Source organism: Luteimonas sp. 3794, from assembly GCF_031456825.1.
GTDB lineage: Bacteria > Pseudomonadota > Gammaproteobacteria > Xanthomonadales > Xanthomonadaceae > Luteimonas.
The window spans coordinates 335,185-356,785 of the sequence record NZ_JAVDVJ010000003.1 but is presented as its reverse complement, the minus strand read 5'-3'; the positions used below and the strand labels follow the sequence as shown (position 1 = coordinate 356,785).

General features: G+C 67.5%; 18 protein-coding genes. 5 read left to right on the top strand and 13 right to left on the bottom strand.

The features are described from left to right. On the top strand, positions 1–223 hold a 223-nt coding region (locus J2X52_RS07945; protein ID WP_310151161.1), incomplete at its 5' end, for a hypothetical protein. A gap of 116 nt (positions 224–339) precedes the next feature. Here the strand turns inward: J2X52_RS07945 and J2X52_RS07940 are convergent. The 3 genes from J2X52_RS07940 to J2X52_RS07930 form a co-directional block, all read right to left on the bottom strand. Then, positions 340–2,445: an EAL domain-containing protein gene (locus J2X52_RS07940; RefSeq protein ID WP_310151243.1), complete on the bottom strand. Its 2,106-nt coding sequence runs from the start codon at positions 2,443–2,445 to the stop codon at positions 340–342. A 23-nt stretch (positions 2,446–2,468) separates the two neighbouring features. After that, entirely contained in the window at positions 2,469–3,359 is an 891-nt protein-coding gene (locus J2X52_RS07935) for a phosphate/phosphite/phosphonate ABC transporter substrate-binding protein (protein ID WP_310151239.1), read from the bottom strand. 111 nt (positions 3,360–3,470) lie between these two features. Continuing rightward, positions 3,471–4,250, bottom strand: a complete 780-nt coding sequence (locus J2X52_RS07930; RefSeq protein WP_310151159.1) for an RNA methyltransferase — start codon at positions 4,248–4,250, stop codon at positions 3,471–3,473. Between the two features lie 116 nt (positions 4,251–4,366). Between J2X52_RS07930 and J2X52_RS07925 the strand changes: the two genes are divergently transcribed. Beyond that, entirely contained in the window at positions 4,367–5,197 is an 831-nt protein-coding gene (locus J2X52_RS07925; RefSeq protein ID WP_310151156.1) for an inositol monophosphatase family protein, read from the top strand. A 261-nt stretch (positions 5,198–5,458) separates the two neighbouring features. Here the strand turns inward: J2X52_RS07925 and secF are convergent, their stop codons facing one another. The 7 genes from secF to J2X52_RS07890 form a co-directional block, all read right to left on the bottom strand. After that, complete coding sequence (gene secF / locus J2X52_RS07920) at positions 5,459–6,424, bottom strand: protein translocase subunit SecF (protein ID WP_310151154.1); 966 nt, start codon at positions 6,422–6,424, stop codon at positions 5,459–5,461. Positions 6,425–6,437: 13 nt separating this feature from the next. Beyond that, positions 6,438–8,318 carry a protein translocase subunit SecD gene (secD, locus tag J2X52_RS07915; protein WP_310151151.1) on the bottom strand — a complete coding sequence of 627 codons (1,881 nt, stop codon included), beginning with the start codon at positions 8,316–8,318 and terminating at the stop codon, positions 6,438–6,440. A 71-nt stretch (positions 8,319–8,389) separates the two neighbouring features. Beyond that, positions 8,390–8,731, bottom strand: a complete 342-nt coding sequence (gene yajC / locus J2X52_RS07910) for a preprotein translocase subunit YajC (RefSeq protein WP_232116452.1) — start codon at positions 8,729–8,731, stop codon at positions 8,390–8,392. A 118-nt stretch (positions 8,732–8,849) separates the two neighbouring features. After that, on the bottom strand, positions 8,850–9,977 hold the full coding sequence (gene tgt, locus J2X52_RS07905) for a tRNA guanosine(34) transglycosylase Tgt (protein ID WP_310151233.1): 1,128 nt from the start codon (positions 9,975–9,977) through the stop codon (positions 8,850–8,852). 95 nt (positions 9,978–10,072) lie between these two features. After that, a complete protein-coding gene (locus tag J2X52_RS07900; protein WP_310151146.1) occupies positions 10,073–10,531 on the bottom strand; it encodes a ClpX C4-type zinc finger protein in 459 nt (152 codons plus the stop codon). 115 nt (positions 10,532–10,646) lie between these two features. Continuing rightward, positions 10,647–11,696, bottom strand: a complete 1,050-nt coding sequence (gene queA, locus J2X52_RS07895) for a tRNA preQ1(34) S-adenosylmethionine ribosyltransferase-isomerase QueA (protein ID WP_310151143.1) — start codon at positions 11,694–11,696, stop codon at positions 10,647–10,649. Positions 11,697–12,274: 578 nt separating this feature from the next. Beyond that, complete coding sequence (locus J2X52_RS07890) at positions 12,275–12,706, bottom strand: Lrp/AsnC family transcriptional regulator (RefSeq protein ID WP_310151140.1); 432 nt, start codon at positions 12,704–12,706, stop codon at positions 12,275–12,277. 163 nt (positions 12,707–12,869) lie between these two features. On the opposite strand from J2X52_RS07890, the gene J2X52_RS07885 reads away from it, so the two are divergent. After that, positions 12,870–14,369 (top strand): aminotransferase class III-fold pyridoxal phosphate-dependent enzyme, encoded by a 1,500-nt coding sequence (locus tag J2X52_RS07885; RefSeq protein WP_310151136.1) that lies wholly within the window; start codon positions 12,870–12,872, stop codon positions 14,367–14,369. 317 nt (positions 14,370–14,686) lie between these two features. Beyond that, entirely contained in the window at positions 14,687–15,190 is a 504-nt protein-coding gene (locus J2X52_RS07880; protein WP_310151133.1) for a hypothetical protein, read from the top strand. A 21-nt stretch (positions 15,191–15,211) separates the two neighbouring features. On the opposite strand, the gene J2X52_RS07875 is transcribed toward J2X52_RS07880, so the two are convergent. From J2X52_RS07875 to J2X52_RS07865, 3 genes are read right to left on the bottom strand one after another with little or no spacing between them, the layout of a single operon-like run. After that, on the bottom strand, positions 15,212–15,763 hold the full coding sequence (locus J2X52_RS07875) for an inorganic diphosphatase (RefSeq protein ID WP_310151130.1): 552 nt from the start codon (positions 15,761–15,763) through the stop codon (positions 15,212–15,214). A 44-nt stretch (positions 15,764–15,807) separates the two neighbouring features. Continuing rightward, complete coding sequence (locus J2X52_RS07870; protein ID WP_310151127.1) at positions 15,808–17,226, bottom strand: metallophosphoesterase family protein; 1,419 nt, start codon at positions 17,224–17,226, stop codon at positions 15,808–15,810. Beyond that, entirely contained in the window at positions 17,226–18,374 is a 1,149-nt protein-coding gene (locus J2X52_RS07865) for a phytase (protein WP_310151124.1), read from the bottom strand. Before J2X52_RS07865 ends, J2X52_RS07870 begins: the two co-directional genes overlap by 1 nt. Before the next feature lie 298 nt (positions 18,375–18,672). Here J2X52_RS07865 and J2X52_RS07860 point away from each other — a divergent pair, with 298 nt between their 5' ends. Further along, the gene (locus J2X52_RS07860) at positions 18,673–21,498 is read left to right on the top strand and encodes a TonB-dependent receptor (protein WP_310151121.1); all 2,826 of its coding nucleotides are present in this window, start codon (positions 18,673–18,675) and stop codon (positions 21,496–21,498) included. Positions 21,499–21,601 lie beyond the last annotated feature (103 nt).

The window sequence follows — 21,601 nt, the reverse complement described above, 5'->3', positions numbered from 1 at the left end:
AGATCAAGTACAGGGCTTCCGCGCTGTCGCGCGGCTTACTTTTGTCTTGGCAAAAGTAAGCAAAACCGTCTTCGCCGGACGCGATCCGCCGCGATTGGGCCGCGGCGGTCCCCTGCGCTTCTCGGTCGACGGGGCACGCAGCCCAAACTCGCTGCGCTCAGACATGGGCTGCTCTTCGGCCCCGCCGCGCTGCGATGCTCGGCTCGCTTTACGGCTCGATTAACGTCAAAAGCAGAAGCAACAGCCAGAGCAGAGCAACGGCAACTGCACCTGCAACTGCAAGGGCAAAGCAGCAATGCTAGAGCGGGAACTGGAGCGAAAAAGCAAAGCGAAGCACCATCACCCCAACAACGCCTCGAACCCCCTCGCCGGCAGCGGATGTCCCAGCCAGAACCCCTGTCCCAGATCGCAGCCACGATCACGCAGGACTTCGAACTGGCCCTCCTTCTCGACACCTTCGGCGACGACCGTGAACCCGATCGAATGCGCCATCGAGATGATCGCCGTCGTCAGCGCCAGATCGTCAGGGTCGCGCAACAGGTCGGCGACGAAGCTGCGGTCGATCTTGACGCCGTCCACCGGCACCCGGCGCAGGTGACTGAGGCCGGAGAAGCCGGTACCGAAATCGTCGAGCCAGATCTTGACCCCGAGTGCGCGCAAGGCGCCCAGCAACTGGCCGATGCGCGCCTCGTCGCCGATCACCGCGGTTTCGGTCAGCTCAAGATGCAGATGACACGGTGACAGGCCCGATTCGCGGAGCGCGGCCTCGACCTCGGTGGCGAACGCCGCGCCGCGCAGCTGGCGCGGGGACACGTTGACCGCGACGAAGAGATCGGACGCGGCCGCGAAGCGCTGCTGCCAGGCGCGCGCCTCGACGCATGCCGCGTGCAGGACCTGCGGGCCAATCACGTCGATCAATCCGCTCTGCTCGGCGACATCAATGAATACCGGTGGGGCCACGCTGCCGAATTCCGGATGTTGCCAGCGCAGCAGCGCCTCCATCCCGACCAGCGTCTTGTCCGCCATGCGGAACACCGGCTGATAGGCCAGGCTCAGTTCCCCGCGTTCCCAGGCGCCGCGCAGTTCGTGCTCCATGTGCATGCGCCGCTCCACCGCCTGGTCGATCGCCAGGCTGTAGAAGCGGTGGCAGTTCTTGCCGGCGAGCTTGGCCTGGTACATCGCGATGTCGCCGTTCTTGAGCAGCATCGCGGCGCTGACGGCGTCGTCGGGAAACACGGTGATGCCGATCGAGATGCCGAGAAACACGCCGCGGCCTTCGATCTCGATGGGGCGCGCGACCTCCTCCACCAGGCGCGTCGCCAGTCGGCCGGCGACGGTGCGCAGGTCGGCGGTGCTGGCGTCGGGCAATTGCAGCAGCACCACGAACTCGTCGCCGCCGAAGCGGGCGAGCAAGGCATCGGCGATATCGAACTCGCGCACAGCCGCACCGATGCGGCCGGCGAACTGGACCAGTGCCGCGTCGCCGGCGTCATGGCCCAGCGTGTCGTTGACGCGCTTGAAATCGTCGACATCGGCGAACAGCAGCGCGAGCCGTCCCGCCGCGCCCTGCATCTGCAGCAGACGCTGGTCCAGGATCTCGCGCAGCGCGAGGCGGTTGGCCAGCCCGGTCAGCGGATCGGTATATGCCATGCGCCGGATGTCGCGGTCGTGGCGGGCGATGCTGTCGCGCATCCGGTCGAAGGCGCGGAACAGATCGCCGATCTCGTCCTGACGTGCGTCGGCCGGAAGCGGCACGTCGTAGTGTCCGGCCTCGATGCGTTGCGCGGCGCTGGCGAGTGCGCGCACCGGACGCACCAGGCGACGCTGCAGCATCACGGCGACGAGGCCGCCCAGGCCCCCCAGCACGACCAGCAACAGTCCGACCGCGGCGAGACGGCGCCGCGCGATCTCGTCCAGGCGCGCCTGCATCGACACCGCCATCGCAGCCTCGTCCTGCTTCGCCGCCGCCAGCGAATATCCGATCCGCACGCCACCGATGCGCTGGTCGCCGATCCGGATGGGCATGGCCACGTCGAGCAGCCGGTCATCGGTCTGCATGTGCTGCGCGGTCGCTGCGACCGCTTCGAGCGCGAAGGCGTCCTCCATGCGCTGGCCGAAACGTTCGATGTCGCGACTGCCGTCGTGGACGATGCTGCCGTCGGCGTCGTAGACGACCACGTAGCTGACATCGGGCTGGCGCAGCACGTTGCCGACCGCCGCGCCGATCGCTTCGAGATCGAAGTAGTACAGCGGATTGACCAGCGCGTCGGCGAGCTGCTCGGAAACGGCTTCACCGCGCAGCAGCAGCCGCTGCGAGGCGAGCGCGTGCATCGAGCGCTGGCTCAGCATGACGATCTGCTTCTGCGCCTGGTCCTGCTGCTGCAGTACCAGCGCCACCGCGACCAGACCGGCCAGCATCGCGGCGCCGACCAGCGCCAGGAACATGCCCTGCAGCCCGCCGCGCAACCTCACTCGACCTCCGCCACGACGCGCAGGGCACCGGCGCGCAGGACGTCGAGTTCAGCGCGCGTGGCGGCGTCGATCGGCAGGAACGCAGTCGTCCTGAAGAAGCTGCGCAGCGCATCGCGCGCGGCAGGATCCGCGCTCGCCTCGATCAGCACTTCGCGCAGACGCGCGGCCACGCGCGCATCCAGGTCGCCCCGCACGACTTCCAGCGCACGCGGAAACGGTCTGGTCTCGCGGAAGACCACGAAATCGCGCTTGAACGATGCCGGCACGTGCCGGTCGCTGTCCCAATCGAGGTTGCTCAACGCGCCGGCGTCGACGAGCCGTTTGTGCACCCACGACGACAGGTTGAGTTCCGAGCGCGCAAACAGATAGCCGATCGAACCGGGCTCGGGTTCGTCGCGCGGCGACAGCAGGATCTCCAGATGCATGCCGCGTGCGAGTAGCTCGGCAGCCGGCACGAAGTAGGCACTCGTCGACTGCCGGTTCTGGAACACGATGCTGCGCCCGCGCAGATCCTCGATCGACCCGATGCCGCTGTCGCGCCGGGCGAAATACACCGTGTGATAGCGGCTGACGCCGTACCGCTCGGTCAACAGCAGCGGCACTGCCCCGGCGCGCGCTTCGAGCAGGGTGGCGCCGCTGGCGGTCTCGGTGACCCAGTCCACGCGCCCGCGCCGCAGATAACTCTGCATCTGCGGGATGTCGCGCGCCATCAGCACGCGGCCCTCGGTGATGCCGACATCGCCCATGCGCGCGACCACATAGTCGAGCAGCGGCTTGAGTTGTTCGTAGTGGGTTTGGGGATCGTCGCTGATGCGTCCGAGCACCAGCACGTTGCGCGGCTCGGTCGCCTGGGCCGGTACGGCGACAGCCACGACCGCCAGCAGCACGCCCGACAGCAGCCGTCGAAGGAAGTGACGCGGGTCCAAGGCGGGTCCCGGAGGCGTGGGTGGAGCGGCAAGCCTAGCCGAAGCCATTCCCGTGCGACAGGCGCCCGTCGCTCAAGCGCCGCGATCGCGCGCGAGACGGGCCATGCGCTGGGCGTCGGCAAGGATCCCGCGCAGCAGGCGCACTTCCTTCTGGTCCAGGCCGGTGCGCACGAACAGCCGCCGCAGCTTGCGCATCGCCGAGTCCGGTGCGCGGCCCTTGTGGAAATCGATGTCCTCGAGCGTGTCCGCCAGCTGGCCGAAAAATCCTTCGAGTTCGGCGTGCGGCACCGCGTCCGGCTGCAGGGGCGCGATCACGGCCGGCGCGGCGGCGTCGCCCTCGCCCAGCAGCGCCAGCCGCACTTCGTAGCTGAGCACTTGCACGGCCGCTGCCAGGTTCAGGGAGCTGTAGTCGGGATTGGCCGGAATATGCACCGCGGCGTGGCACAGCTGCAGCTCTTCGTTCTCGAGGCCGGTGCGCTCGCGGCCGAACACCAGCGCGACCTCGCCGCCGGATGCGGCTTCGGCATGCGCGGACGCCGCGGCATCGCGCGGCCGCAGTTCGCGCAGCTGCACCCGGCGGCTGCGCGCGGTGCAACCGAGCACCAGCCTGCAATCGGCCACGGCCTCGGCCAGCGTCGCGACCTCGACTGCGGCGTTGAGCACGTCCTCGGCGCCGGCGGCCATCATGTCGGCCTCGTTGTGCGGATACTTCTGCGGTGCCACCAGCACCAGCCGCTGCAGGCCCATCGTCTTGATCGCGCGCGCGGCCGAGCCGATGTTGCCGGGGTGCTGGGTGCCGACGAGCACGATGCGGATGCGGGTGGCCGGGCCGTCCGCGGCGGGGGTGTCCACGCGGGACTCTGGATTCAGGGGCGCTTGCATGGCGCGAATGGTAAACTGCGCGGCCGGCCCAGCGCCGGTACCGCTCTTTATCCCATCGATCCTGCCCGCGCCCGGAGTCGTCCGCGATGCTTCAACCTGCTGTCAATGTCATGGTCAAGGCGGCGCGCGCCGGCGGTGGCGTCCTGTTGCGCAACATGCACAAGCTCGATGCGCTCAACGTCGTCGAGAAGGCGCGCCACGATTACGCGAGCGAGGTCGACGGCCTCGCCGAAGAAGCGATCGTCAAGGAACTGCGTCGTGCCTATCCCGAGTACGCCGTGCTCGGCGAGGAAGGCGGCGCCAAGCCCGGTCGCGGCGGCGGCAGCCGCTTCACCTGGGTCATCGATCCGCTCGACGGCACCAGCAACTATCTGCGTGGCCTGCCGCACTGGTGCGTCTCCATCGCACTGGTCGAGGGCGGCGAGCCGCTGCACGGCGTGATCTTCGATCCGCTGCGCAACGAATTGTTCACCGCCACGCGCGGCGCCGGCGCCCAGCTCAATGAGCGTCGCATCCGCGTGTCCGAGCGCCGCGAATTGACCGGCGCGATGATCAGCACCGGTTTCGCGCCGCGCGAGCGCAAGCGCGTCGGCGCGCAGTTGCGCGCGGTCGAGGCACTGCTCGAGTCGGCCGAGGACGTGCGCCGTACCGGCTCGGCAGCGCTGGACCTGGCCTACGTCGCCGCGGCCCGCACTGATGGCTACTTCGAGGCGGGCGTCCATCCCTGGGACATCGCCGCTGGCGTGCTGCTGGTCCGCGAGGCCGGTGGTCGCGTCAGCGACTTCAAGGGTGCCGCGGGCGGTCCGCTGCACGTGGCCTTCGCCGGCGGCCGCCAGGTCGTGGCCGGCAACGTCCACATCGTCACGCCGCTGCAGAAGACCCTGGTCGAATCCGGCTACGCGAAAGAGTTCGCTTGAGCTTGAGGGCGGTGATTGGTAGTTCGTGATTCGTGATTCGTAAGGTAAAAGGCCGCGCATTGCGCGGCCTTTTACGTTCTGACCCAACATTGTCGAGGGTGCACGCGACGTGGGACGTCCGCCTCGTTCGGCATGCGCGTCCGCGCGCTGCTGCACTGTCGGCCAGGCGCACCTGCTCGACGCCCGAGGCCCGAGGCCCGAGGCCCGACAGCATGAAGCCGCGCATTGCGCGGCTTCATGCTGTTCAAGAATCACAGTTTTTTACGGACGACGCGCGAGCGCTTCCTCGTCCCGCGCCTTGGGCAGCAGATCCTGCTTGGTCACTCGCAGCATGCCGTAGGTCAGCAGCGGACAGGCGATCAGGATCGACGACACCGTGGCGACAACCGCGCCCAGCATCTGGGTCAACGCCAGGCCTTCGAGCGAACCGCCGCCGTAGAGGAACAGCGCGAACACCGACAGGAAGAACACCAGCGAGGTGATGATGGTGCGCGACAGCGTCTGGTTGATCGACCGGTTGAACACTTCCAGCGGATCGGCGCGCAGACCGCGGAAGTTCTCGCGGACGCGGTCGAAGACCACGATGGTGTCGTTGATCGAGAAGCCCATGACCGACAGCAGACCTGCGAGCACGGTCAGGTCGAACTCGCGTCCGGTCAATGCGAACAGGCCGGCGACCACCGCCACGTCGAACAAGGTGGTGATGCTGGCGACGACCGCGAACTTCCACTCGAACCGGAAACTGATGTAGAGCAGAAAGCCCACCAGCACGAAGATCGCGGCGTAGATCGCGTTCTTGCGCAGGTCTCCGGACACCTGGGCGCCGATCGACTCGGTGCTCAGGATCTGACCGGGATTGTCGGCCGTCGTCGCCGCGTCCAGCACGTGCTGCGCCAGTTCGGTGTTGTCGGCGATGTGCGCGATGTCATCCGCCGCGCGCACCCGGATCAGCAGGTCGTTGCCGCTGCCGTAGGTCTGCACCTGGGCGTTCTCGATCTCCGCGTCCTGCAGGCGCTCGCGCACTTCATCGACGCTCACCGGATTCTCGAAGCGCACGTTCACCGCGGTGCCGCCGGTGAAGTCGAGCGCGAAGTTGAAGCCCTTGAGGCCGATCACCGCGAAAGAGCCGACGAGCATCAGCAAGGCGACCGTGATGAACACGTGGCGGAACCGCATGAAATCGATGCGGGTGTTCGCGGGGACGAGGGTCAACGGGAAAATTTTCATGGGGTCTCTCCCGTCAGATCGCCAGGGACTTGAGCTTCTTGCGCGGTGCGTAGATCAATGTGACCAGCGCGCGCGAGACGACGATTGCAGTGAACATCGAGGCGACGATACCGATCACCAGGGTGACCGCGAAGCCCTGCAGCGGACCGGTGCCGAAGGCGTACAGCGCGATGCCCGCGATCATGCCGGTGAGATTGGAGTCGAAGATCGTGTCCGACGCCTTTTCGTAGCCGGTCACGATCGCCGCCTTCGGCGGCATGCCTGCACGCAGTTCCTCGCGGATGCGCTCGTTGATCAGCACGTTGGCGTCGACCGACAGGCCGATCGACAGCGCCAGACCGGCGAAACCCGGCAGCGACATCGTGGCGCCGAACAGCGACATCACGGCGACGACGATCAGCAGGTTCAGGATCAGCGCCAGGCAAGTCACGATGCCGAACATGCGGTAATAGAACATGAAGAAAATCAGGGTGAACACGAACGCATAGAGCACCGCGGTGATGCCGCGCTCGACGTTTTCGGCGCCCAGGCTCGGGCCGACGACGCGCTCTTCGACGAAGTCCATCGGCGCGGCCAGCGCACCCGCTTTCAGCTGCTGGGCGAGATCGTTGGCTTCGTCGCGGCTCAGGCCGGTGGTGCGGAATTCGCGACCGAACACGCCCTGGATGGTCGAGGAACTGATCACGCGCTCGACGCTGCGCGCCGAGCGGACTTCCTGGCCATCGACGATGCGCACGGTGGGAATGCGCTCGACGTACACGATGCCCAGGCGCTGACCCACGTTCTGCAACGTGTGGTCGAGCATGCGCTTGCCGCCGGCGCTGTTGAGCGTGATGCCGACGGCCGGCATCCCGTTCTCGTCAGTTTGCGGATTGGCGTTGATGAGCTGATCGCCCTGCACCAGGATGCGGCGCGACAGCAGCAGCGGCGTGCCGGCATCGTTGTAGTAGATGCGCGAATCGGCCGGCACGTTGCCCGACGCAAGCGCGGCCGCGGCCTGGTTCTCGTCGCCGGTCACGGCGCGGAACTCCAGCGTGGCGGTCGCGCCGATCAGGCGTTTGGCTTCTGCGGTGTCCTGCAGGCCGGGCAACTGGATGACCAGACGGTCGTCGCCCTGGCGCTGCAGCACCGGCTCGGAGACGCCGATGGAATTGATGCGGTTGGAGATCACGGTGCGGTTCTGCTCGACCGCATCGGTCGCGATGCGCCCGATCTCGCCCGAGGACAGGCGCACGGTGATCCGGTTGCCGGTGGCCAGCACCTGCGGACCGCCGCCGACAGCCGCCTGGCCGGAGACGCTGGCAAGGCTGTCAATGATCTGCGTGCGCGCGGCATCGACATCGGCGCCTTCGACCAGCACCACACCGATCGTGTTGTCGGGGCGACGCTCGACGCTGGAATACCCGATGCGCGCATCGCGCAGCACGGTGCGGATGCCGTCGGCATAGCCTTCGACCCGCTTCTGCAGCGCTGCCGCCTGGTCGACCTGCATGACGAAATGCACGCCGCCCTGCAGATCCAGGCCCAGGGTCATCGGACGCGCGCCGAGGTTGTCGAGCCAGTCCGGCACGGTGGATGCGAGATTCAGCGCGACCGAGTAGTTCTCGCCGAGCACCGGGCGCAGCGTGTCGGACGCGAGCGTCTGCGCGTCCGAATCGGACAGGCGGACCAGCAGGTGGTCCTCGTCCATCTCAGTACCGATCGGCGTCACGCCGGCAGCCGTGAGCAGGCCGTCGACCCGCGCCTTCAGTGCCTCGTCGATGCGCGCCTCGCTGGTGCTTGGCGTGATCTGCACCGACGGATTCTTCTGGTACGCGTTGGGCAGCGCATAGAGCGCGGCCAGTACGAGCACGACCAGGATGAGGGCGTATTTCCAGCGCGGGAATTCAAGCATTGCCTTGCCTCGGACGCCGCACGCGGGCGGCGCCTGGAGAGATGACGGAGATCAGCGATCGACGATCGGGATCAGGCGGACTTCAGGGTGCCCTTGGGCAGCACGTTGCCGACCGCGCCCTTCTGCACGCGGATTTCCACGCGCTCGGCGATCTCGATCGTCAGGAAGCTGTCGCCGATGTTGCGCACCACGCCGGCGATGCCGCCGTTGGTGATGACTTCGTCACCGACCGAGAGCTTCTCGAGCATCGCGCGGTGTTCCTTGGTGCGCTTCATCTGCGGGCGGATCATCAGGAAGTACATGATCGCGATCAGGATGATCGGGAAAGCCAGCGTCGACAGCAGGCTGGGGCCTGCGCCCGGAGCTGCGGCAGCGGCGTGGGCGGGGGCGATCACAAGGTCCAGCAGATTCATCGGGGCATCCATGGGTCGAAAACAGACAGCGGGCGATTATGGCACGGCCGGGCCCGGGTGCAGGCCCGATGCCGGGTGAATGCGTGGTGACGGGGTCTGGCAGGATCCTGGGAGAGGCTCAGTCGGCCCGCGTCCCCGTCCGGGCACTGTAGAAGGACTCGCGGAACGCGGCGAAGGTTCCCGCAGCGATCGCGCTGCGCATGTCGGCCATCAGCTTCTGGTAGTACCAGAGGTTGTGCAGGGTGCCGAGCATCGGGCCGAGCATTTCGCCACAGCGGTCGAGATGCCGCAGGTAGGCGCGGGTAAAGCCGCCGCTGCAGGCCTCGCAGCCGCAGCCTTCCTCGATCGGCCGCAGGTCCTTCTCGAACTTCGCGTTGCGGATGCGGATCACGCCGGTCGAGGTGAAGAAATGTCCGTTGCGCGCGTTGCGGGTGGGCATCACGCAGTCGAACATGTCGACGCCGCGGGCGACCGCCTCGACCAGGTCTTCCGGGCGGCCGACGCCCATCAGATAGCGCGGACGGTCTTGCGGCAGTTGCGGCGCGGTGTGGTCGAGCATCGCGTTGCGCTCGTCCTCGGTCTCGCCGACCGCGAGGCCGCCGATCGCATAGCCGTCGAAACCGATATCCTTCAGACCCTCGGCCGAGCGCGTGCGCAGTTCGTGGTGCACGCCGCCCTGGACGATGCCGAACAGCGCGGCGTCATTGCCTTCGTGCGCGCGCTTGGAACGCGCGGCCCAGCGCAGCGACAGCTCCATGGATTTTTCGACCACCCGCGGATGCACCGGCTTGCCGTCGATCTGCACCGGCGGACACTCGTCGAAGATCATCACGATGTCCGAATCGAGCACCCTCTGGATGCGCATGCTCTCCTCGGGACCAAGGAAGACCTTGGACCCGTCGGTCGGCGCGGCGAAGGTGACGCCCTCTTCGGTGATCTTGCGCTTGTGCGCCAGCGAGAAGACCTGGAACCCGCCGGAATCAGTGAGGATCGGCTTGTCCCAGCGCGCGAAGCGGTGCAGGCCGCCATGCGCCTCGATGACGTCCAAGCCCGGTCGCAGATATAGATGAAAGGTATTGCCGAGGATGATCTCGGCGCCCAGCGCACGCACCTGTTCCGGCAGCGCGCCCTTGACGGTGCCGTAAGTGCCCACCGGCATGAAGGCGGGCGTTTCGATGGTGCCGCGCGGGAACGTGATGCGGCCACGGCGTGCGACGCCATCGGTGCCGAGCAGTTCGAAGGTCATTCTGGACATCGCGACATTATGACCGACCGTCGCCGCGGCCCGCAGGAGCCCGGTGCGGATGCAGTGGCTGCCGGCATGCGATTGCTGGACGCACGTCAGCCAGCGAAGAACGCCATCCGGAACCGCGCCTCGAGGTCGTCGTCGTCGGCGGCAGTCTCCGATCTCGCCAGACTGACCGCGATCCAGTCGCCAGCCTCGTGATCGCAGGTATACGACCAGCCGAGCAGACGCCCCTGCACACAGACAGCCGCTGCGGCGAGATCCGCCTCCAGCGTTGCGCGGTAGGCCGGCAGCAGGCTGGCGGGTACGTCGTGGACGAGCACGCCGACGACCTTTTCTCCGGTTCGCGTCTGCGCATCGGTTGCAGACGTGACCGCGTGAAGCGCGAGATGCGCGCAACCTGCACAGATCGCCACGCCCGGGCCACAGACGATCGTCTCGCCAGAGTGCTTGCCGCGACCGCAGAAACTGCACGCAAATGCGTCGTCGCCGCGCCCGAACAGCATCCGCGCTGCGCCGCGAATCCGCTCCAGCGGCGCGAGACTGGCGCTCAAGCGGCGCCTCCGCGGGCCGGTCGCGCATCGCGCCGCTGCGGTGTCGGCGTGCGATTCGAAGGCCACCCCAAGGCAGCCCAGGCACCCGATCGACCCTCCGCGACTCGCCCGCCTGTCACGCGACGCGATCGGGTTGGACGTCGCTGCTCCACAGCAACATCGCATCGCCATAGGAGAAGAAGCGGTACTCGGCCCGCACGGCATGGTCGTAGGCGGCGAACACCCGCTCCTTCCCAGCGAACGCCGAGACCAGCATCAGCAAGGTCGATTCCGACAGATGGAAGTTGGTCACCATCGCGTCGACGCTGCGGATGCGATAGCCGGGAAAGATGAAGATCTGCGTCTCGCCAGCGAACGGGTGCAGCTCGCCATCGACGCTTGCGCTCTCCAGCGCACGCACGACCGTGGTGCCGACGGCGATCACCCGACCGCCCGCTTCGCGCGTGCGGCGGATCTGGGCGACAAGCTCGGCGCCGACGTTGAGCCATTCGCTGTGCATGCGATGTTCGCGCACGTCCTCGACCCGCATCGGCAGGAACGTGCCCGCGCCGACGTGCAGGGTGACGTGGCCGAATTCGACGCCGCGCGCGCGCAGACGCGCCAGCAGCGCCTCGTCGAAATGCAGGCCGGCCGTCGGCGCAGCCACCGCGCCGACCTCCCGCGCGAACACGGTCTGGTAGCGCTCGGCGTCATTCTGTCCTGGCTCGCGGCGGATGTAGGGCGGCAGCGGCATGCGCCCCGCCTTCAGCAGCCAGGATTCGAGCGTGTCGTCGACTTCGAAACGCAGGTGGTAGAAGCCAGCATTGCGCGACAGCACCTCGACGCTGCCGCCTGCATCGAGCTGGATCCGCCCACCCGGCCGCGGCGATTTGCTGGCACCGATCTGCGCCCGCGCCTCGTTGCCTGGCAGGAGCCGCTCGATCAGGATTTCCACCCGCCCGCCGCTGTCCTTCTGCCCGAACAGCCGCGCCGGAATCACCCGCGTGTCGTTGAAGATCAGCAGATCGCCGGGCTGCAGCAGATCCGGCAGATCGCGGACATGGCGATCCGCGAACGCGCCGTCACCTTGCGGTACGACCAGCAGCCGGCTGGCCGAGCGCTCGGCCAGCGGCGCTTGGGCGATCAGATGCTCGGGCAACTCGAAATGGAAATCGGACTTCTTCAAGGGCGGGGCGGAGGAATGCGGGGGGGACAGTGTAATGAAGGTGGCAGTTCGAGCCCCTCTCCCTCCGGGGTGAAGAGACACGTTTGCGAGCCACTGGCTCGCGTGTCGCTGAACGCCCTCGCGGCGACGCGAGGGCCGGAGCGCGAAGCGGGGGTTGGGGTGAGGGTGTGTCTCGCTTCGGCTTGGAGCAGCACACATTGCAGGCAACGCCCCAGCCCTCACCCCACCATCGGCGTCCGCCGATGGTCCTCCCCTCTCCCGGGGGGAGAGGGGCCAAGGTGTCTCCGCCGCTGGACGAGATTCGTACTGATGAAGATGGCGGCTTGAGCCCCTCTCCCCCCAGGGAGAGGGGTTGGGGTGAGGGTCCTTTTCGCTTCGACTCTGGACCGCGGAACACCACATGCAAGGCGCCTCCCTCACCCCCTCATCGGCATCCGCCGATGGTTTTCCCTCTCTCTGAGGGAGAGGGCATGCTCTTCCGCGAGACCTACCCTCACCCCACCATCGGCATCCGCCGATGGCCCCCCCTCTCCCGGGGGGAGAGGGACCAACGCGTCTTCCGCAAGCGGAAGACGTACCTATCTTTCGAATTTCGTCGACAGGATGATCGACGACGTCGTCCGCTCGACGCCCTCGATACAGCCGATGCGGTCGGTCAGTTCGTCCATGTCGGCCACCGTCGGCACCACGCCCAGCGCGATCAGATCGTAGGGGCCGCTGACCGAATGCAGCGCCCGCACCGCATCGATCGCGCGCAGGGCGGTGACCACAGGCGTGGCCTGGCGCGGGCGCACGGTGATCATGATCTGGGCGCGGATGTGGCCCTGCTCGAAATCGTCGCGCACGCGCACGGTGTAGCCGCTGATCACGCCTTCGCGCTCCAGACGTTCGATGCGGCTCTGCACCGTGGTCCGTGACAGGCCCAGCCTGCGCGCGATCTCCGCCGTCGACAGGCGTGCGTTCTCGCGCAGCAGCATCAGCAGACGGACATCGGCGGATTCGGTGGACATGGGCGCAGGCAAGGTTCGGCGATCTGCCGAAATTCTACGCATCCATCGGCGTTCCGTCGCTTCCGTCCGACGGAATCGTCCAGATAATGGAGAGACCGCCGGCGCGGACCTGTTCCCAGAGATTCGATGCCGGCCCTCCCCGACGTCCCAAGGAGCGATTCGCATGTCCGTAATCCAGATCCTCGCCGCGCTGCGCGCCCATGGCGGCACGCGCCGCACCACCGGTCTGCCGGACGATGTGCTCGAACGCTTCGCCGCCACGCACCCCGAACTCTTCGAAGCCGTGCAGGCCGCCGCCGACGCGCACACCGCGTTGAAGCAGGACTTCGCCGACCTGCTCGACTTGGACGAAGACGCGCAGGCGCGTGCCGTGCAGGCCGGCTACATCAACTTCTATCCGGGCGATGCAGTGAACCCCTACGTCGCGCTGACCGCGCGCGGCCCGTGGATCGTCACGCTCAAGGGCGCCGTGCTCCACGATTCGGGCGGCTACGGCATGCTCGGCTTCGGCCACACGCCGAAGGATGTGATCGCCGCGATGGCGCAGCCGGTGCCGATGGCCAACATCATGACGCCGAGCCTGTCGCAGCTGAAGCTCGACCGCGCGCTGCGTCGCGAGATCGGCCATACCCGCGACGGCGACTGTCCCTACAGCCACTTCCTGTGCCTGAACTCCGGTTCGGAATCGGTCGGTCTGGCCGCGCGCATCGCCGACATCAATACGCGCACGCAGACCGATCCGGGTGGCCGCCACGCCGGCCGCACGGTCAAGCGCATCGTGGTCAAGGGCAGCTTCCACGGCCGTACCGAACGCCCGGCGCTGTATTCCGATTCCTCGCGTGCGACCTACAAGAAGTACCTCGCGAGCTTCCGCGACGAGAACTCGCTGATCGCGATCGCGCCCTATGACGCCGATGCGCTGCGCCAGGCGTTTGCCGACGCGGATGCCAACGGCTGGTTCGTCGAGGCCGTGTTCCTCGAACCGGTGATGGGCGAAGGCGACCCGGGCCGCGCCCTGCCCCCCGCGTTCTACGCCGCCGCGCGCGAACTCACCCGCGCACACGGCAGTCTGCTGCTGGTCGACTCGATCCAGGCCGGCCTGCGCGCGCACGGTGTGCTGTCGGTCGTCGACTACCCCGGTTTCGAAGGCCTCGACGCGCCGGACATGGAGACCTATTCGAAGGCGCTCAACGCCGGCCAGTACCCGCTGTCGGTGCTCGCGGTGACCGAGCGCGCCGCGACGCTCTACAAGAGCGGCGTGTACGGCAACACGATGACTGCCAACCCGCGCGCGCTGGACGTCGCCTGCGCGGTGCTCGCGCAGCTCACGCCGGACGTGCGCAGCAACATCCGCGACGCCGGCCGCAAATCGGTGGAGGCACTGGAAGCATTGAAGGCCGAGCTCGGCGGCCTGATCACCAAGGTCCAGGGCACCGGCCTGCTGTTCTCCTGCGAACTCGCGCCGCAGTTCAAGTGCTACGGCGCCGGCTCGACCGAGGAATGGCTGCGCGAACAGGGCCTGGGCGTGATCCACGGCGGCACCAACTCGCTGCGCTTCACCCCGCACTTCAACATCGACGACGCCGAAATCGCGCTGATGGTGTCCATGGTCGGCAAGGCGCTGCGGGACGGGCCGCAGCAGACGGACGCCGTCGCGGCCTGACGCCTCGCCTCGCCCGGCCCTGGCGGGATCTGCCAGCGGCCGGGTCGGCACGCGAACGCATCGTCGACCCGCGCAGGCGTGGGCGGCAGTCTGGTGTCATGCAGCGCCGCATGTACGCGTGCGCAGCGGTGTTCTAACCTGCATCGATTCCATGGAAGGACGTCGATGTGCGGTATACCAACCGATCAGAAGGGCCACCCCGTGCGGCACGTCTGCTGGCGAGCGACGGGTTCGCGCGCATCATGGCCGCGGGCCTCACCGTGCTTCTGGGCGCCGCGGTCATCCACTGGGTGCCCGCTCCGGGGATGGACCCGCCAGTGCGGGACCCGACCCCGCTCAAGGTGGTGTTCTTGTCACTGCCACCGCCGTCGCCATTGCCGCCAGTGATTCCGCCGCCGGCAAGGTCCCAGGTCGCGGCGACGCGCGCGCCGCGCCACTCGACGACACCAGCGCAAACAGCGACGGCCATGCCGGTGGAGACACTCCAGGCACCGCCCGAGCATGCGACCCGCCTCGACTACGGCGCTTTGCTGGGTGACACCACGCCCATTGCATTCGCCGAACGGCGCGCGGGCCAGCGTGATGCCTATCGCACGCCGTTCGAAACGCGTCCGGAGCGCTTCCGAATGCGACGGCAGATCACGCCGGAGGATGTCGTGCGCGGCTTCGCGCAACTCGTGGGCCTGTGGCCGCCCGGCTATACCGACAGTCCGTGCCCGGCGATCCGCGGGCTCATCGCGACGACGCCCGAAGTGCCGTCGCCCCGTGAACTTGCGCTGCTGCAGGAGGCGGTGCTGGCGCGCGAGCAGTTCTGCAGTTGACCCGCGACGCGCCGCCCGCGCTCAATTCGCGTCGAAGCCATCCATTGCCGAGCGCATCACCGCTTTCGCGTCGTCCACCCCGCCCCAACCGCGCAGCTCGACGGGGTTGCCACCGACCGGCAGGTCCTTGTGAACCCGGAAGAACGCTTCGATGCGGGCACGCTCCATCCCCGGCAGATCGTCACGCGAGCGGATGCCGGCGTAGGTGGAATCCACGTCGTCGGCGGGCACGCCGATGATCTTCTCGTCGGCGTCGCCACCGTCGAGCATCCGCAGCACGCCCAGCGGCCGGAACCGGATCAGCACACCTGGCTGCAGGGGTGCACCTGTGACCACCAGTGCGTCCAGCGGATCGCCGTCGCCGGCACGCGTGCCGGGCATCGAACCGTCGTTCGCCGGATAGGCCATCGGCATCGACAGAAACCGGTCGACGAAGATCCGACCCTCGGCGTCGCTTTCATATTTGATGGCGCCACCGGCCGGAATCTCGACCCGCAGCACGGCTTCATCTGGCGCATTCGCCGGCTGGCGATCGTGGGCCGGAGGTGTCGCCGCCGACGCAGCGGACGGCATCGCCAGGACGAATATGGCCGCGAGCATCGCTGCACGCGCGCCGCTCACTCCCAACACCGGTCCGCGCGACCCTTGAGGGTCGCCTCGCGGGTGCAGTCGCGTGGTGCGATACGGCCTTCGGTGATCTCGTGCAAGGTGCGCGTCTGCGGCGTCGCGCCGCGGATCTCGAACGCGTCGTAGAGACGACCGGTCGCGGTGCGCGACTCGTAGTGCAGCGTGTCGCCGTCGAGCCGGATGACCTGGAACAGCTGGGTGTCCTCGGCGGTGGGATCCATGTCGCGGCGTGCGCCGTCCGAGAGCCGGTATTGCTTCGCACCGACCACCGACACCAGGTACTGCGGCGTCGCGCGCTCCGGATCCTCGCCGGCGCGGCGACCGTAGACGTGGTCGTGCCCCTGCAGCACCAGGTCGACGCGGTGGCGCTCAAGCACCGGCAACACGTGCTCACGCAGCGCGACGTTCTCACGATCCTGGCGCGGCGAGTACATCGGCTGGTGGATCAGCGCGATCGACCAGGGATGCGGATTGGCCGAGAGCGTCTGGTCCAGCCATGCGGCCTGCGCTTCGGCGGTGCCCAGATCCAGCGCGGAGGTGCCGTCCAACACGACCACGCGCACGCCCTGGTAGTCGAACCAGTAGCTGGTCGCCTCGGCGCCGGGCGCGCCGTTGGCCGGCAGCGCGAACGTGCGCGACCAGTGGCCGCCGAGCACGCGACGCTCCTGCGGCGTGTCTTCGAACTCTTCCCAGTACTCGTGATTGCCCGGTGCGGGCGCGTTGACCACCATCGTCGCCAGCGGCCCGACCGCGTCGAACCACTCGCCCCACTCGTTGTCGTCTTCACCATCGCCGCCGCTGACCAGGTCGCCGGCGAACAGTGCGAGTTTCGCGTCGGGTGCATGGCGGTGGGCCTCACGCAGCACGCGCGTGCTCAGGCTGGCGTTCTTGTTCTGGGTGTCGCCGAAGTACAGCAGCGTCAGCGGCGCGTCGGCCGCCGCCGCGGTGCGGGTCTGCATCCACGGGCTCCAGGTGCCAGCGCCCTGCACGCGCCAGGCATAGAGCGTGTCCGGCTGCAGGCCGTCGATATCGGCATGATGGAACTCCGCGGCGCCGTTCTCGCCCTCCAGGGTGGTGCTGCGCGCGGCGATGCGGCGACGCGGGCCCATGTCCGGCGAGTCGCCAGCGACGACGATCTCCACGACGAGCGCATCAACGACGGGCGGCGATTCCGCCGGCAACGCCGTGCGCCAGGACACGCCGAACCCCGTCGATGCGTCCTGCGCCGGCGTGGCGACGATGCGGTCCGGGAACACGCTCGGTGCGTAGCGCATCACGCCCTTGGGCACGAGGGTATTGGGCTCGACTTCGGTCTGGCCCGGACTCACGGCGGCGAGGCCGCCGGCTGCACACAGCGCCGCTAGGCCGAAGGCCAGCGGCAGCACGAGGCGATGAGGACGTGCGCGCATCACGCACCCCGCCCGCATGCAGGCAGCGCGGCCGCCTCGGCGATCTGCGACCAGTCGAACGCGACCATGCCCTGGTCATCGTGCACGGCGTAGAGCACGCCCTCGGGGAAGCGGGTCGTCGGCACGTCGTGCAGCCAGATGCCGTCGGTGTTGGCGACCTGGCGGCCGGTCACCGCGCCGGCGTGCGCCAGCGTCTTGCGGTCGAACAGATGGAACACCGTGCGCCCCTTGCCCTGCTCGGTCGTGATCCACCAGCCACCGCCACCGGCGCAGGTCTTGAGCATGATGCCCTCGGCCTGGGCGCCGAACACGTCGCGGCCGATGGTCCGGCCCGAGAAGCGACCCGACAGGTCGTAGACCTTGAGTTCGTTGGCGTAGGTTTCGTCTTCCTCGGCGATTAAAAGACGATCGTTGTCCGGATCGCCCCAGATCGATTCGACCACGCGCAACGCGCCTTCGGGCGTGGCGTCGCCGAAACTGCCCAGCGCGTCCACGGCGAAGCTGTCGCCCTGCGGCCGCATCGCATAGCGATGCACGCGGCGGTCGAGCTGGTCCAGCGGCGGCAGGATGTCATCGCCCTGCGCGTCCTCGCCGTCGTCGTAGGAGTCGGTGACGTAGAGCGTGTAGCCGTCGTTGACCTTGTGCACCCACAGCCCGTAGGGCTTGACCAGATCATCGGCGGCAAACGTGACGACGTGCGAGAAGTCCGGCAGACGCAGCACCTGCACGCGATGGTTGTCGCGCTCGACGACGAACAGCAGATCGTCGACCACCGCGATGCCGTTGGGCCGGTCGAACTGGCCCTCGCCCGTTCCCAGCGTGCCGAAGTGGCGCAGCGTCTCACCGGTGGCCCCGTCGTAAACGACCAGGCGGTCGGTGGCCTTCGCCGTCGCGATCACCCAGGTCGCGCCGTCGGGCGCGGTCCAGGCCGCAGGCGAATCGATGTTGTCCTCGGGGATCAGCGCGGTGACGAAGGCCTCCTCGATCACCGGAATGTCGCCGGCGGGCGCCCCCGCAGCGTCCGCGACCGGATTTTCGCCGGTTGCCGCTTCAGTGTCGGCGCTGTTGCCGGTGCAGGCCGCGAGGCCGGTGGCGATCAGCAGCGCCAGCGCGCCGCGACGAAGGGTAAGGCGGGAGTTGGACATCATGAATCCTTGCAAGACGATCGATGCGCGGCCGTCGACGACCGTCACGTGGAATGCGCTGAACCGTCATGTTGGCGATTCCAGATTGCAGCGGTATTGCAGCGCTGATTGCCGAAACCGAAGTAACGCATTGCGTCCATGGAACTGTCATCCAGGCGCACCAGACTTCCGCTCCGGGGACACCACACAAGCGTGCGCAGCCACCGCGTCTGCGTTTCGCACCACCCGCGATATCGCCGCGCATGTCTGCGCGGCAATGCCCTGTTCCCGCCCCGCACCCGCCGCCTTTCCCGGAGTTGTCATGCGCCCCACCCGTTCCGTCATCGCGACCGCCATCGCCGCTTCACTCGCCCTCGGTTACGTGCTGCCCGCTGCCGCGCAGTCGACGGATGCCGTCTCGGCCGCGGTAATGGCGAGCACGCTCATCGGCCAGGTGCGTGAGGCAGGTCGCGGAGTTTCCCTCGACGGCGCGCTGGTCACCGTAGGCGACCGCCAGGTCAGCACGGACCGCGACGGCAGCTTCCGCGTCAGCGGCCTCGCGCCCGGCAACTATCGCCTGCGCGTCGACTATCTGGGCTATCAGGCCTACGAATCCGACGTGGCCATCGGCAGCGAGCGCGGAGAGCGCGTCGACGTGGTACTGCGCAGCACGGTGGCCGCCGACAACCTGGACCGCGTCGTGGTGCACGGCAGCCGCGATGCGCAGGCATCGGCGCTGAACCAGCAGCGCGCGTCCACGAACTACGTCAACGTCGTTTCGGCCGACCTGCTGGGTCAGTTTCCGGACAACAACATCGCCGAATCGACCCAGCGCATCCCCGGCGTTTCGATCGAACGCGACCAGGGCGAAGGCCGCTACGTCACCGTGCGCGGCGCACCCAAGGAATTCACCACGGTCTCGATCGATGGCGTGCAGCTGGCCAACCCGGATGCAGGCAGCCGCGGCGTCGAACTCGACACGATTCCCTCCGACGTGATCGCCGCGCTCGAGGTCACCAAGGCGCTGACACCCGACATGGATGGCGATGCCATCGCCGGCAACATCAACATCCGTACCCAGAGCGCACTGGATCGGGAAGGCCTGACCCTCCGCGCGTCGCTCGCCGGTGGCAAGTACCAGTTGGGCGATGGCGACAACCAGCGCTACAACGCCACGGTCGGCAATCGCTTCGGCGCCGACCAGAACATCGGCGTACTGATCTCCGGCTCGCTCAGCAAGCAGGGCCGCTTCACCGACAACGTGGAAACCCTGTACCAGGGCGCGGGTGCCGGCTTCGTCCCGAGTGAGATCCAGATCAAGGACTACGAAGGCGTGCGCACGCGCAAGGGGCTGACCGGCCGCTTCGACTTCCGCATCAATCCGGACCACATGCTCTATCTGGTGGCATCGGACGCCAACTTCACCGACCGCGAGTTCCGCGACAACCTGATCATCACGCTGGACCGCCATGTAGGTGACGAGACCGCCGGTACGGCGCGCGCGACCTTCGACAAGGAGCTGCGCGAGCGCACCTACGACAAGACCATCCGCACCTACAACCTGGGCGGCGAGCACTACATCGGCGATACCTGGAAGCTGGACTGGCAGGTCTCCAACAGCGAGGCGACCAAGACCACCGATCCGCGCATGCAGTACATCTTCCGTTCCACCGTGCGCCCGCAGCTGGCGTACGACTACGGCAACTACGATTTCCCGTCCTGGACGATCCTCGGCCGCACCGATGCCCCGGCCACCGGCGTCAACATCCCCGAAGCCTGGTACGGATTCCGCCGGCTCAACGACCGCTACGAATACAGCGAGGAAGAAGAAACCGCGCTGCGCCTGGACCTGGGCCGGCAGCAGTCGTTCCTGGGCGAAACCGGCGACATCAAGTTCGGCGTGCGCGCGCGACAGCGCGACAAGATGTTCGACGATGAGCGCTACCGCAACGGCTCGGCCGCTGACTTCGCCGCGCTGGGCATCACCATGTCGGACATGCTGTGCGACAGCACGTCGAACAACTTCGACTACTTCCTGACCGGCCGCCGCTTCTGCCGCGACATCTTCGACAAGTACGCGGGCCAGCTGATCGACAGCGACAACCATGTGCGCCTGATCCCGGATTCGCTGACCGGCGACTACAGCGCCGAAGAAGACGTCTACGCGGGTTACGTGCGCCTGGACGCGAACTGGGGCGCCCTGACGATGATCGCCGGCGCCCGCTACGAGCGCACTGAACTGGAAGGCCGCGCCACGCAGTTCGATCAAGACTCCGGTGAAGCGCTACCCACGATGACCAGCCGGCAGTACAGCACCGTGCTGCCCAGCCTGCACGCCCGCTACGAGTTCAGCGCCGACAGCATCCTGCGCGCCTCCTACTCCACCGGCCTGAACCGCCCGGACTTCATGCATGTCGCGCCGTACCGGATCCTCGGCGAACGTGAGCTCGACGAAGACAGCGATCTCAACGTCCGCGTGATCGAGGAAGGCAATCCGCTGGTCAAGGAAGCCTATGCCCACAGCCTCGACCTGTCGCTGGAGCACTACCTGCGTCCGCTGGGCCTGCTGTCGGCAGCGCTGTTCTACAAGCGGATCGACGATCCGTTGTTCGTCGCGTCCCAAGATACTGATCTCGGCGGCGGCGACACCGACCGCATCATCCGTGCCGAGAACGGCGAGCGGGGTCGCATCTACGGCGCCGAACTGGCCTGGCAGCAGACCTTCGACATGTTGCCCGGCGCGTTCTCGGGGTTGGGCATCTACGCCAACTACACCTATGCCAAGTCGCGGGCGGAGCTGCCGTTCGACCTAGGCGAGACCGAGCTTCCGGGCACGTCGCGCACCAATTACAACGTTGCTCTGACCTACGAGAATCACAAGCTCAACGCGCGCCTGGCCTACAACTACCGCTCGAAGTTCATTCAGTCGTTCGACGTCAGCAACCCCGGCCTGAACGTGTACTGGGACGAACGCGCCAGCCTGGACTTCTCGACCAGCCTGAAGCTGGGCGATGGCTGGAGCCTGTTCGGCGAGGTCAACAACATCCAGGACACTCGCCAGATCCGATTCCAGGGCCAGCGCAACCGCGTGCTCGAAATGGAAGGTTTCGGCCGCTCGTGGCTGGCGGGCGTGCGCTACCAGTTCTGATTTGCGCATCCACAGCAGAATCGGAAGGCCGGCATTTGCCGGCCTTCCGCGTTTTCGAGACCTGCGCGGCCCGCCCCGCGTGAGGTCGCGCGAGCGCGACTGA

What these genes read in the sequence shown, in the direction of transcription:
- J2X52_RS07860 (WP_310151121.1), top strand. Translation starts at nt 18,673, where the DNA reads ATGCGCCCCACCCGTTCCGTCATCGCGACCGCCATCGCCGCTTCACTC.
- yajC (WP_232116452.1), bottom strand. Translation starts at nt 8,731, where the DNA reads ATGAATCTGCTGGACCTTGTGATCGCCCCCGCCCACGCCGCTGCCGCA.
- J2X52_RS07885 (WP_310151136.1), top strand. Translation starts at nt 12,870, where the DNA reads ATGTCCGTAATCCAGATCCTCGCCGCGCTGCGCGCCCATGGCGGCACG.
- J2X52_RS07870 (WP_310151127.1), bottom strand. Translation starts at nt 17,226, where the DNA reads ATGCGCGCACGTCCTCATCGCCTCGTGCTGCCGCTGGCCTTCGGCCTA.
- J2X52_RS07875 (WP_310151130.1), bottom strand. Translation starts at nt 15,763, where the DNA reads ATGCCGTCCGCTGCGTCGGCGGCGACACCTCCGGCCCACGATCGCCAG.
- tgt (WP_310151233.1), bottom strand. Translation starts at nt 9,977, where the DNA reads ATGACCTTCGAACTGCTCGGCACCGATGGCGTCGCACGCCGTGGCCGC.
- J2X52_RS07865 (WP_310151124.1), bottom strand. Translation starts at nt 18,374, where the DNA reads ATGATGTCCAACTCCCGCCTTACCCTTCGTCGCGGCGCGCTGGCGCTG.
- secF (WP_310151154.1), bottom strand. Translation starts at nt 6,424, where the DNA reads ATGAAAATTTTCCCGTTGACCCTCGTCCCCGCGAACACCCGCATCGAT.
- secD (WP_310151151.1), bottom strand. Translation starts at nt 8,318, where the DNA reads ATGCTTGAATTCCCGCGCTGGAAATACGCCCTCATCCTGGTCGTGCTC.
- J2X52_RS07925 (WP_310151156.1), top strand. Translation starts at nt 4,367, where the DNA reads ATGCTTCAACCTGCTGTCAATGTCATGGTCAAGGCGGCGCGCGCCGGC.
- J2X52_RS07940 (WP_310151243.1), bottom strand. Translation starts at nt 2,445, where the DNA reads ATGTTCCTGGCGCTGGTCGGCGCCGCGATGCTGGCCGGTCTGGTCGCG.
- J2X52_RS07890 (WP_310151140.1), bottom strand. Translation starts at nt 12,706, where the DNA reads ATGTCCACCGAATCCGCCGATGTCCGTCTGCTGATGCTGCTGCGCGAG.